The sequence below is a fragment of the Methanococcoides sp. genome, from assembly GCF_030594565.1.
GTDB classification, from domain to species: domain Archaea; phylum Halobacteriota; class Methanosarcinia; order Methanosarcinales; family Methanosarcinaceae; genus Methanococcoides; species Methanococcoides seepicolus.
In genome coordinates this window covers 1-12,187 of the sequence record NZ_JAUVEY010000060.1, presented here as the reverse complement: position 1 = coordinate 12,187, position 12,187 = coordinate 1, and the positions used below count along the sequence as shown (strand labels likewise).

10 protein-coding genes are annotated in these 12,187 nt (G+C 39.7%); 4 read left to right on the top strand and 6 right to left on the bottom strand.

From position 1 onward, the window contains the following. Positions 1–337: 337 nt before the first annotated feature. Together ltrA and QAS77_RS06535 are read right to left on the bottom strand one after the other, a co-directional pair. Complete coding sequence (gene ltrA, locus QAS77_RS06540; protein WP_305064545.1) at positions 338–2,026, bottom strand: group II intron reverse transcriptase/maturase; 1,689 nt, start codon at positions 2,024–2,026, stop codon at positions 338–340. 582 nt (positions 2,027–2,608) lie between these two features. After that, complete coding sequence (locus tag QAS77_RS06535) at positions 2,609–3,223, bottom strand: class I SAM-dependent methyltransferase (RefSeq protein ID WP_250868795.1); 615 nt, start codon at positions 3,221–3,223, stop codon at positions 2,609–2,611. A gap of 138 nt (positions 3,224–3,361) precedes the next feature. Between QAS77_RS06535 and QAS77_RS06530 the strand changes: the two genes are divergently transcribed. Beyond that, complete coding sequence (locus QAS77_RS06530; protein ID WP_305064544.1) at positions 3,362–4,024, top strand: molybdopterin-dependent oxidoreductase; 663 nt, start codon at positions 3,362–3,364, stop codon at positions 4,022–4,024. A gap of 75 nt (positions 4,025–4,099) precedes the next feature. Here the strand turns inward: QAS77_RS06530 and QAS77_RS06525 are convergent, their stop codons facing one another. Next, a complete protein-coding gene (locus QAS77_RS06525; protein WP_305064543.1) occupies positions 4,100–7,000 on the bottom strand; it encodes a PAS domain S-box protein in 2,901 nt (966 codons plus the stop codon). Between the two features lie 212 nt (positions 7,001–7,212). Here QAS77_RS06525 and corA point away from each other — a divergent pair, with 212 nt between their 5' ends. Next, positions 7,213–8,274, top strand: coding sequence for a magnesium/cobalt transporter CorA (gene corA / locus QAS77_RS06520; protein WP_305064542.1), 1,062 nt, complete (start codon positions 7,213–7,215; stop codon positions 8,272–8,274). A gap of 46 nt (positions 8,275–8,320) precedes the next feature. On the opposite strand, the gene QAS77_RS06515 is transcribed toward corA, so the two are convergent. Further along, complete coding sequence (locus QAS77_RS06515; protein ID WP_305064541.1) at positions 8,321–8,935, bottom strand: hypothetical protein; 615 nt, start codon at positions 8,933–8,935, stop codon at positions 8,321–8,323. A gap of 320 nt (positions 8,936–9,255) precedes the next feature. Between QAS77_RS06515 and QAS77_RS06510 the strand changes: the two genes are divergently transcribed. After that, positions 9,256–10,512 carry a PAS domain-containing sensor histidine kinase gene (locus tag QAS77_RS06510; RefSeq protein WP_305064540.1) on the top strand — a complete coding sequence of 419 codons (1,257 nt, stop codon included), beginning with the start codon at positions 9,256–9,258 and terminating at the stop codon, positions 10,510–10,512. Between the two features lie 159 nt (positions 10,513–10,671). After that, positions 10,672–11,142: a metal-binding protein gene (locus QAS77_RS06505; RefSeq protein ID WP_305064539.1), complete on the top strand. Its 471-nt coding sequence runs from the start codon at positions 10,672–10,674 to the stop codon at positions 11,140–11,142. Between the two features lie 211 nt (positions 11,143–11,353). Here QAS77_RS06505 and QAS77_RS06500 read toward each other — a convergent pair whose 3' ends face one another. Continuing rightward, positions 11,354–11,629, bottom strand: a complete 276-nt coding sequence (locus tag QAS77_RS06500; protein ID WP_305064538.1) for a hypothetical protein — start codon at positions 11,627–11,629, stop codon at positions 11,354–11,356. 143 nt (positions 11,630–11,772) lie between these two features. Beyond that, complete coding sequence (locus QAS77_RS06495) at positions 11,773–12,141, bottom strand: hypothetical protein (protein ID WP_305064537.1); 369 nt, start codon at positions 12,139–12,141, stop codon at positions 11,773–11,775. Positions 12,142–12,187: the final 46 nt, after the last annotated feature.

The window sequence follows — 12,187 nt, the reverse complement described above, 5'->3', positions numbered from 1 at the left end:
ATCTGTCTTCTTATTGGGTGGGATGCAGCTTTGTCAAGCATTTCGTGTTCCATCCTTACTCTGTCTCCCTCTGAAGGTTTCTGCATTATAATATCATCAAGTTCATCGTAGTCATCTTCCATTATATTCGCCTCTTTTGTTGTGTATTTGAGTAGGTATCCATAACGGTTAATCATTTATACTCATATCGGTAACTTCAAACTGATCTGTTTTTCATCGTTTAAAATTCTGCTTTAACATTTTCGGTATATTGTCGGCTAAGTCAGAGGGATTACTCCCTCTTTCTCGCCTAAGAACTGTACGTGAGACTTTCGAACTCATACAGCTCAAGCATCTCTTAACCCGTTAGGGCAGCAGTTATTTTTGGATTCGTAGCATGGTGTTGTCTGTGACAATGTACATGCGTATAGGCTAAGTTTGACACTCTGTTATCATCATGATTTCCATTTTTGTGATGTAAAGGGCGTTCCTCTCCACCATTATTAATGTCAATCAGTAGATTACAGATATGACATTTGCCTTTTTGATTATCCCATACGGTTTTAAACTTTCCTGATAGCTTTTTAATACCTTGTTTGTATTTACGTGTTTCAAAGTATTCGGAGTCTGTGTAAGGGTTTTTGCTTAAGGTTAGATTCGTATGTCTAACTATCTTTTTATCTGACAAGAGTTTCAGTTGGTTTTTCTTTGTTGAGAATACCCATTTCCTCGTTTCTTTGGGATGCCAATATTTATTGACGATCCAGAATTTAGATTTCTTGGGGTGTCTTCTCTTAGCCCATTTCCAAAGCATCTTCCATATTCTTGAATCAAGAGTGCTGAATGTTTTTTTGGAAACCACACCTTGATGGTAATTAGACCATCCAGTTATGATAGGGTTAAGGGTGTCTATTAAATCTTCTTGTGTCCATGTCTTTCCATCTTTGATAGTATTACTGATTTTTTCAGTTACTTTCTGAATGGATTTCTTGGATGGTTTAATTAGAAGTTTCCCTTTGTATTTTCTGAAATTCCAACCTAAAAAGTCAAAACCATTATCGATGCGAGTAATAAGGGTTTTTTCATCCGATAGTTCCAGTCCTTTATCCGTAAGGAAATTCTTAGTCAATTCTTTTGCTTCTTCTGCGATTTCCTTTGTTTTGGCAGTAACAATAAAATCATCCGCATATCGCACAAAGTTAACTTTGTGTTTGGCTTGTTGATGGGCTGTTATTCTTCCACTTTTACCACGATGATATTTTTCAACCAGTATGCTTTCAATTCCATCTAAGGTCATGTTAGCTAATATTGGCGAAATAATACCACCTTGTGGAGTTCCTGCTTTTGTTGGAAATAGGGAATTTTCATAAACAAATCCTGCTTTGAGGAATTGTTTCAGAATTGATTTATCCATAGGGGTACTGTTTATTAACCATTGATGGCTGATATTGTCGAAACAACCTTTTATATCGCCTTCAAGTATCCATTGTGCAGACCTTTTTTGAGACATACTTCCAAAAATTTGACTGCAAGCATCCTGTGTACTTCTGGATTTCCTGAATCCAAAAGAACGTTTGTCTGCTGTTACTTCTGCAATAGGGTCAAGAGCTAATGCATATAATGCTTGCATAGCTCTATCATACATGGTTGGGATACCTAATGGTCGCTTCTTATCAGACCCATATTTCTCAATAAATACTCTCTTTAATGGTCTTGCTTTGTAATGTTTATCAGATAAACTAAGGGCCGCATTCATCTTGGATTTAGGTGTTGACCACAATTCTCCATCGATTCCTGCTGTTCTTTTACCCTTATTCTGAATCACCTTTCTGACAGCTAACAGTTTAGCGTAGTGAGAATGGGTTAGCAAATAACTTAGTCTTTTTACTAAATTCCAATTTCTATTAATAACTGCTTTCGTAATCCTGACTTGTATTCTACTAATATGCATTTCAACGGAATTCCAATTAATGTTGTTCCAGTTGGGCATATCTGTAAGCTTCTCACCAAACTCATTGCTTAGTGTACTTGAAATTCTTACATTCATAGTTATACCTTCTTTTCTTACGTTTCGATACCATAGAGTAAGTCTGCATCCTTTCGGATTAGGGCAAATCTTGAACCCCTATATAATTCATTACAAATTATCATTCGCTTCCTACTTCTTTCCTTTACCCTCTATACCATCGTTATCCTTTGCAGGATTCCTACCCCGAAGGGAGTATATAGGGCTTACCAAGTTCTACAACATGAATAATTGCAAATACCTTAGAAGCCATCTATAAACCGAGAATCATATGTCCATTTCCTATAATGTCAATCGAGCCATTATAGTCTGATTCTATACCTTTTGGTTAAAGCGCATCAATCTAATTTCGCTTGTTACAATTAACGATTCTTACAATGGTTCACATTACGTTCTTCATAGTATCTTTATCCTAGCAGATGATTCAGATTAGATTTCCGAACTTTTCCACATTGTCCTATGAGCTTCACACCCCAACGTTCCCATTGACGCATGTCATAGTAGGATTACCCCAAATGGAAGGGATAGCGTTTCCGCAATTCATGTTTTAGCTTCTTGTCGCACCGTTTGATATTGTTTATTCCTTGTTTGGTATATATGGCCTTATTTGTTCGGTTTACTGATAAAGAGCCTGAATACATCGAAAAATGCGAATTTATGATCTTCGACAATAATTGCTCCTCCGGCTTCGATATTACTTCTTGTATTCCTATTGACATTGAACCCGAAGAATCCGCTTGTTATCGGGTTCATCAGCTCTTCCATAAATGCAATTATTCGGTACTTGCTGCGAACATGTTCCAGATTTATTATCTTACCTTCAGGTTTGCAGACACGTACGCATTCTTCCACTCCTTTTACAGGATCTGGCACCGAACAAAGTACAAATGTCATTACAACCGAATCAAATACATTATCCTTGAATGCAAGATGCTGGGCATCCATTACCACCATTTCCACGTCTGCTTTTGCTGCTCTTCCCTTAGCTTTCCCCATCATTCCAGGTGAAAGATCGATAGCTACCATTTGAGCAGTTTCAGGATAGTGATCAAAGTTCTTACCTGTGCCTAACCCGACTTCAAGACATCTTCCTTCAACTTTTGAGAATACGACCTTCCGCCATTTTTTGAAAGCAATATGTTCCATCATCCATTCAAAAAGATCATAGACATGTGAGTAGCGGTTATATTTTCGGAGTGTATCTTTTGTTGTGTTCAATCCCTTTTCCCCCTATAAGTTCTGTCTGTTTAATATATGTAATTTTTTCATAGGTGGTTGCAGGGCATGTGGGTTACAAGTAACACCATGAAAAACTATTTTATGTATCAACATTAATTCTTATTCGGGGTTGTTGTGATGAAAATGTTCGTTATCTTTGTCATCTTGTGCTTGTTCATATCAATTTCAGGCTGTATATCTTCAGATACAGGTGGGGATGATGTTGGTATATATGGTGATGAGGTGGAAACTCTTGAATATCAGGGGATCGAGCTTACTCCTATAAGTGAGCAAAGGAACAATGCAATCAAAGGAACTCAGGGGATAATTGAGGATACTTATCTTTTGAGGATCGATGGTATGGTCGATGAACCGTTGACACTGACCTATGATCAGATCACTTCTTATCCGAACGTTTCAAAGGTGGTCGATCTCAATTGCGTTGAAGGTTGGGATTTTACTGGAAAATGGACCGGTGTGCCAGTTGCTACATTGCTTGATGAGGCAGGTGTTCAGGAAGGAGCAACAACAGTTATTTTTTATTCAGCAGATGGCTACTCTACATCCCTTGATCTGTACTATCTTATCGACAACAACATAATTCTCGCTTACCGGCTCAATGATGTAACCCTTCCTCAAGACCGAGGTTTCCCGCTTCAGCTTGTTGCTGAAAGCAAATACGGTTATAAGTGGGCAAAATGGATAACCGGCATTGAGGTTATTAATGAACCATATGAGGGGTACTGGGAAAGCAGGGGATATAACAATAATGCAGATTACGGTGGTCCACGATTTGGGTGATTTGGTTATATTTCCATGATTATGTTGACGATGTGGTCACTTTTGGTTTAACCTCTCTGTCAGACACGTCAAATATTACTCACAGGCTATTATCTCAGGATCATTTGGTAAGGTAAATCCAAATTCACTTCCTTTTCCAACTTCGGTCTCAACCCAAACTTCGCCTCCCTGCATTTCCACAAACTTTTTGACAATGGTGAGGCTGAGGCCAATACCTCCATATTCTCGTGTACGTGATGAATCGATCTGGACAAATGGTCGAAATAGTTTCTTCATATCCTCGGACAAGATCCCAATGCCATTATCTTTTACAAAAAATGAAATATTATCTTCAGAGGTTCGGGATTCGATAGTCACAAAACCTCCTCTTTCTGTGAACTTGATGGCATTGCTTATCAGATTGTAGAGGATCTGCTTGAGCTTTGTTCTGTCTGCTTTTATAATCGGCTTTCTGATGTCGATATTGAATTTAAGTTCAATATCCTTCTTTGAAGATAAAGGTACTATTGAAGTCTCTATTTCTTCAATTAATCTGGCCAAAATGAATTCTTCTATTTTCAACTCCATCTTTCCGCTTTCTACCTTTGAGAAATCCAATAACGCATTGATCAGTATCAAAAGCTGCTTCCCATTTTTAAGAACAGTAGATATGTATCTCTTCTGAGTTTCGTTCAAAGTGCCAGATTTTTCAGTGTACAGTACATCTGAGAAACCAATGACCGAATTAAGAGGTGTTCTTAGCTCATGGCTCATATTTGCGATAAATTCGGATTTAGCCCGATTAGCATCTTCAGCAGCAATCTTGGCATTGATCATTGCGTCTTCTGCCTGCTTCCGCTCTGTCAGGTCTCTGGAAGTGGAAAGGACAGCTGTTTTTCCATCATACTCAATGACACTGTTGCTTAGTTCTATAGGGACAAGAGTGCCGTCTTTGCAAAGAGCTATGCTTTCAAATATGGCACGTTTTCCCTTTTGTAAATGCTTGATATTATCAGTTATCTTTGCTGCCTGTTCAGGAGAATCCAAGTCCATCACTGACATACTCAGCATTTCATCTCTGCTATAACCAGTGAATTCACAAGCAACTTCGTTCACTTCCAAGATGATGCCGTCAAAATCGTATATTAGGGTTGGATCATTAGAATTATTAAAAAATGTTCTGAACTTCTGTTCAGATTTTTGCAAAGCAGTTTCTATCTGCTTTCGCTCAGTGATGTCATTCATCGACACTACTGCTCCGAGTGGATTCCCCTTGGTATCGGTCAGTTTGCGTCCAGTGGCAATTAGTGTGTGAGGTGCAAGTCCTTTCATTGCGATGACCATCTCTTGGCTGGACACATCTTCACCCTTCCACGCCCGTATCAGTGGGTTACGCTCAAGCGTCAGCGGCGTTTTGCCATCCGGCTCGTGCAGGCTGTAGTGGTTCGCCCACTCCTCCGCCGGGATCGGTTCAATGGGGAAGCCATGGAGCGCGCATATGGCCCGGTTGAAATACGTCAGTGTCCCCTCCTGATCGCAGGCTACGATGCCATTTGCGATACAGTCCAGTACCGCCTCTTGGAACATCAGGCGTTCCTCCAGTTCTTCTTCCACTTTCTTGCGCGAGGTAATGTTGGTTAAAGAACCAACGATCGCTATGGTTTTTCCATCTTTTACGATAGGTGTTTCGTTTACCTCTGCCCAGATCTTTCGCCCTTTCTTTCCTGCAACTTCCATTTGGTATGATGGCTGTTTTTTTCCGGTTTTGATCGCTTTCTCGGTAAGCGCGAATCCTTCTTTGTTGACGGGATCGTCGGTGGCGAATTTGTTCCATCTGACCATGGCTTCCTCGGGTTCGCATTGAAGGAATTCACGGCATTGAGGGCTAAGATATGTTAATTCGTGTTCCGGTGTGTGTGAATAGAAGAGATTGGTGCTATTCTCCACGATGTTGCGCAGTTTTTCCTCACTCTCTCGCATTGCATTCTCTGCTTGCTTGCGCTCGAGGCTAGTTCCTATTATATGGGACACCATACGAAGAATGGAAATATCTTCTTCTTCCCACTCTCTAGTATTTTGAACATTGTCCAATCCGATAAATCCGATAAGTTCATTATCCCTTTGCAGAGGCAAGACTATCAATGATCGAATCTCTTGCATCACCAGGATATCTTTTTCAGCTGATGCTTCTTCGGGTAATGCTGAGACATCTTTAATATGGATCGATTCACCATTGTGGAGTTTGTTCATCCACCAGGGGAACATATCTACGGGGAGGTCTTGAAGGTTCTCTTTGTGGGCTTCCACATCTTCCGGACAATACTCATGGGTGTTGTCCATCTGAGTTCCATTGTCACGGATCAGAAAAACGTAACTTCTGCTACTTCCACACAAGTTACAAATTTTCTCAAGTGCAAAATCTATGTTAAAATCAATATCTTTGCTGGAGATGAACATCGATGAAGTGTGCGATACTACCTTTTCTATCTCAAGTTTCCGTTTGATGATCTCATTTGTCCTTTTGATCTCTGATATATCATCCACGACCAATGAGACATTTGGACCATTTTCACCTTGTATCAGAATCGTGGAAATTAATAAATGAATTGGTACGGGAAGACCATTGGTTACTATGTCCAATTCACCTTCCTTTTTATAAATGTTCTCTCCGGTCTTAAAAGTGTGCAGTATGGAATTTCGGACAACACAATCTAGGCATTCTATGTTTTTCCCACATCCTTCCCCTGAAAATGAATTTATACATTGAAATATTTCGCCACCAAGAAGGCCAAGACAATCCTTTTTATCCTTCCCCAATTTAACAGTGGCAGCTCTATTTACATTTTTAATTTTCCCGTCCTCATCGATAAGGACCATGATCAAAGGCAGATCATCAAAAATAGAATTTAAGATCCCAGGATCAACGGTAGATTCGGCTTGAGCTTTACAATATCCTTCCAAAGCTAAATCGCTCCGCATGTCTTCCGTTCCATCCATATTCGATTATCTTCCTCAATTTCTCATGTATAATATCGATTATCTTTTAAAATTTATCATATATATTATTTGTTATATTTCATTGTGCAATTAGATGCATTTTGTGATCATCAAAGAAGCTAAGGGGCGTTTTTTCATAAAAATAAACTACGCATGTATCCACAAAAATTGAAATACTACCACTTCCATAGTTGTAAGTAGCAGGGGTATTAATGTCTAAAATCTTCAAAAGATCAACTAAAGCAGGTCTTCCACCAGGGTCTCTGATCCATATCGGTGAGATGAAAGAAGAAAGGGTCAGATTTACTATTTTTGATTACGATGAAGAGCACTTCTCGGAAACGGAAATGAAAACTGTAGAGGAATGTTTTCATTCTAAGGATAAAAATACAGTTTCATGGGTCAACATAGATGGCATACACCAGGTTGATGTAATAGAGAAGATCGGAACACATTTTGGTTTAAATAGTCTTGTACTAGAAGATATACTTAACACGGATCAGCGTCCGAAATTAGAGGATTTTGAAAATTACATATACGTTGTAATGAAAATGCTCTCTTTTGATGAAGCGGTAAACAAGATAACAACAGAGCAGGTTAGTTTTATCTTAGCACCAAAGTTGGTCTTATCTTTCCAGGAGAGAATAGGGGATACCTTTGATCCGGTCAGGGAGCGACTGAGAACATCAAAGGGTCGTATCAGAAAGATGGATGCGGATTATCTTGCTTATGCGTTAATAGATTCCATTGTCGATAACTACTTCATCATACTCGAAAAGATCGGGGATAATATTGACTTTATAGAAGAAGAACTGGTGACAGATCCAACACCAGATACCTTGCAGATGATCCATGAACTGAAAAGAGAAATGATAACCCTTAAAAGATCGATATGGCCACTAAGGGAGATCATAAGTAGACTGGGAGTGATGGGATCACCACTTATAATGGAATCCACTAACGCATATCTCAAAGATGTGCATGACCACATAATTCACATAATCGATACAATAGAGACGTATAAAGAGATGCTTTCCGGAATGCTGGACATATACCTCTCAAGTTTGAGCAATAAAATGAATGAGGTAATGAAAGTTCTGACATTGGTTGCCACGATATTCATACCCCTGACATTTATAGCCGGGGTATATGGAATGAATTTTCAGCATATGCCCGAACTTGCCTGGAAATGGGGCTATCCAGTGGTGTGGATCATCATGATATCTGTATCAATGTCGATGGTCCTTTATTTTAAAAGGATGAAATGGCTATAAGGTAGGAACTATTCTATATCAATGGTCCTGGATCCTTATGCAAACATCATCCGAGGATAAAAATCAGTTCATATTTCTTATTTCCAGTACCCTTCGACATAGGATTCTGTTTGCTGGATGTATGGGTAACATATCGAAGTAAAAATGGAACTATCACGATAGTGGCTACAACATTTCCCGTGAACCATTGTTCAAAGATTAGGAAAATTTCCTCATCAGGGACGACTCCATTGATGGCTAACATATAGCTTTCCCAGAATGCACCTATTAGGTTGTTCAGAAATACCCCGAAAATTAGCAAATAAACAAAATCTCTTCTTGTTTTTAGACTGATGTTAACTTTAAAATATGTGAATGCAACAAGCGGGATCATCACCTGCCATAGGTCCGCAATGGACCATATAATGTTCAGCGAGGTTGGCATATCTGCAAGGATTCCTGCTCCTACAATGCAACCTAGATAAGCTGCCAGTGCACCCCACATCCCATACCATAGGGCAAACACTATCATAAAAGCTACTGCGAAGTACATGCTGGACACGCCGGTTGAAGGGGATAATGGGAAATTTACAACTGCGAACCTTGAGATGAGTGAATTTACCAATGTCACAAAGAGGAAGATGTTCAGGTACATTGAAGCAGATTCTATATCTCGTTGCATTCTGATTCTTCCCTTTCTGGATCGGTACTTGTTTTATGTGCCAATAAATGTTTTACAATGTTAACAATGTACTATCTTTTTATATTATGCATTTTTTATTATTCAGTGCACATTATATAAAACCTTTGTATAAATTAATCTATACCAATTTTAGTATATTGGGAGTCGTAAAATGAAGGGGGAATATGGAGATGAGGATCCGCTTCGAATAAAAAAGTGGTTCAAACGCTCCTATTCTGTTCTTATCACAATAGTCCTGTTTTTCTTATTTATTCCTTTATCCTGCATGGATTTATGTCATCGATTGGTTCCAATATATAATGGTCAATGGCTTGTCTTCAGCGGACTTTTCCTTTATCAAAGCCCTTTCCTTTATACTGGTCCTCATGTCTGCTAATATCTCCTACATGGTACTGAGTAAGAACGTCAGTCTCTCAAGGACAATTGAAAAGCAGGACATAGAGCTGCAAATGAACGATAAGAAATTCCGTAAATTCATAGATGATATACCCAATGTCGCAATTCAGGGGTTCGATATTCATCTCATTGTTCATTACTGGAACAGTGCCAGTGAAAAGATGTATGGATATTCCAAGGAAGAAGCGATTGGTCAAAAGATCACTGACCTCATAGTTCCCATTGACAATGGCAAAGAACTGTCTGAAATGATCAATTCAGCCATGACCGATCCAAAATTTGAACGATTTAATGAAACTACTTTTGTGACAAAGGGCAAAAGGAGTATCTCGGTACTTTCCAGTTATTCAAATGTTCTGTTACCAGGAACCCAGTTGAGCATATTTTCCATGAAAATCGATCTAACTGAAAGGAAAATGATGGAGGAAGAGCTCATAATCTCAAAGGATATGGCAGAAGCTTCGAATATTGCTAAAAGCAAATTCCTTGCAAATGTAAGCCATGAGCTCAGGACACCACTGAACTCTATTATAGGTTTCTCCGATCTGCTTGCTAACGGATATGCTGGACCTTTGAACGAAAAACAGGGGAAATATGCAGGAAATATCTCTGCAAGCGGCAAACATTTGCTTAGTCTTATCAATGACATTCTCGATCTTTCAAAAGCAGAAGTTGGTAAGATGGAGCTCCATTGTGAAAAAGTAAATTTGCGATTATTGCTTTTAGAGATCACGGAGTCCATGAATATATCTGCCAGTCGTAAAGGGATAACGATCACTACTATGATACAACCGGATGTAGGTATCGTTGAAGCCGATACTGGTAAACTCAAGCAGATACTCTACAATCTGGTAGGTAATGCCATCAAATTCTCCAACGAGAATGGGGCTATAACCATAAAGAGTCGTATGGATCAGGGATCTTTGGAAATTGAAGTTGAAGATAGTGGCATCGGGATAAAGGAGGAAGATATGGACAAGCTGTTCAAGCCATTTAGCCAGATCAACTCCTTTTCCCAAAAACAGTATGTTGGAACTGGGCTAGGCCTTTCACTGGTAAAAAAGCTTGTTGAGGTCCATGGGGGGAAGACCTGGGTCAGAAGCGAATACGGAAAGTTCAGCATCTTTGGTTTTTCTATTCCACTTGAAAGGATCGAATAAATATGTTATTTTATCATTTGGTTGACTTTTAAAAATTTCTCTTTTCTAGTTCTCATAGGACACCGCTGAGCTCTTCTGTTAAAACAGCACCACGATGCGAAGATATAAAGTCTCCCACACCATTAAAGACCCAAAATCATATTCAAGGAAAGATGAACAATGCCAGGCGGAAAAACACATGACACAATAAACATTGCAGTGCTGACAGTTGTACTTGCAGGCATTTTCTATCTTACTATGTGGAATGTAAATGAGCTGGCTGTCCGATATCTGGATATTTGCACGATAGCAGTCTTTTCCATATCCTACCTGTTTGCAACATTCTTCCTTAGCCCGGACCTCGATATAGAAAGCAAACCCTACAAGAGATGGAAGATGTTCAGGATACTCTGGTGGCCTTACAAGGTCATATTCAAACACAGGGGTCTCTCCCATAATCCCATCATTGGGCCCCTGTCCATCGTGATCAACCTTGCATTGATAGTGACCTTATTACTGTTGCTTATGGGCGTTGAGCTGCACCAGGGATACTTAAGGTTTATTGTAGCAGCCACGATAGGGATGGTTCTATCAATGGAGGTCCATATAATATCGGACTTCTTGGTCTCAAAAATGAAAAGTATTTTTTGAGAATTAGAGGATTTAAATGTGTGTGGCATTTAGCTAATTGCTATTCGCCCTCTTTTAATTCATTGTCCTGCTCATTCTACCAAATGAAATGTCTTTGATAATGGTGATTAATATTTCTCAAAGTATTCTCGATTTGCCCACAAGCCAATGATCCCTAAAAGTGAAGGTATGGTCCATAGAAAAATGGCTATGGTCACTGTTTCTGGATTACTCATCCATCTCTGAAATGCAAAAACGAGTGGAAATAGACGCCTATGGAAAGCTCCATCAGTCCCGCAGCAAAACCATAGGACCTTTTTCGTAAGAGTCCGATGAGGGCCACAATACCTAAGGGCATTGCCCATAGCATATCGGCTACTGCTACGCCCCAGCCCTCATGAGCCCAGGTACGTTCTACAGCATCACCAGTGAAACGCTCATTCTGGAATCCAATATCCACTGCAATATCCCAATTGAGGAGTGAATAGGCTTGCATGAACCAAGCCAAAAACAGAGATAGGAGCGCAATGATGGCAATCCAGATACCCAATGGAAATCGACCGATGCTTTTGTTTAGGATGTTCATTGTTTGTTCACCTTTCGTTCTTCAAAGTTTTTAATGTTTGTTTGTTGGATGTAGTGTTCTTTTTTTCAGAATTGTATGTCAGCCAATCGTAGCAAAGCATAGGCAACGACAGCTATTCCCCAATAAACGAAAAAACCCCAAAAATATGTATAATATGCCAGTGGTCCGCACGATGGATACACATATTCACGCTCAGAAAACCACAGCACAATGCTGATGTAAACCGAAACGACTCCCGATGCCGCCCATAAAACATAGCCCCATATCTGGCTTTGCAGTACGCCGATACTCCCAACTGCCAACAGCGGTAACCAGATCATCAGATCAGCCCAGGCAAGCCCATTAGCCGTACGGAAGTGTGTCTTATCGCGCCAATCCTCTCCTTTTCCGATAAGTATGTTCTTAGATCTCTGGCTATGGGGCCGGAACGCCATTTGGAGCTGGGCGTATAGCATGGGCAGAAAGATAAAGAGCACTCCG

Excerpts from the sequence above, each read along its gene's own strand:
- QAS77_RS06510 (WP_305064540.1), top strand. The coding sequence starts at position 9,256 with ATGGTCAATGGCTTGTCTTCAGCGGACTTTTCCTTTATCAAAGCCCTT.
- QAS77_RS06495 (WP_305064537.1), bottom strand. The coding sequence starts at position 12,141 with ATGGCGTTCCGGCCCCATAGCCAGAGATCTAAGAACATACTTATCGGA.
- ltrA (WP_305064545.1), bottom strand. The coding sequence starts at position 2,026 with ATGAATGTAAGAATTTCAAGTACACTAAGCAATGAGTTTGGTGAGAAG.
- QAS77_RS06515 (WP_305064541.1), bottom strand. The coding sequence starts at position 8,935 with ATGCAACGAGATATAGAATCTGCTTCAATGTACCTGAACATCTTCCTC.
- QAS77_RS06505 (WP_305064539.1), top strand. The coding sequence starts at position 10,672 with ATGCCAGGCGGAAAAACACATGACACAATAAACATTGCAGTGCTGACA.
- QAS77_RS06530 (WP_305064544.1), top strand. The coding sequence starts at position 3,362 with ATGAAAATGTTCGTTATCTTTGTCATCTTGTGCTTGTTCATATCAATT.
- QAS77_RS06525 (WP_305064543.1), bottom strand. The coding sequence starts at position 7,000 with ATGGATGGAACGGAAGACATGCGGAGCGATTTAGCTTTGGAAGGATAT.
- corA (WP_305064542.1), top strand. The coding sequence starts at position 7,213 with ATGTCTAAAATCTTCAAAAGATCAACTAAAGCAGGTCTTCCACCAGGG.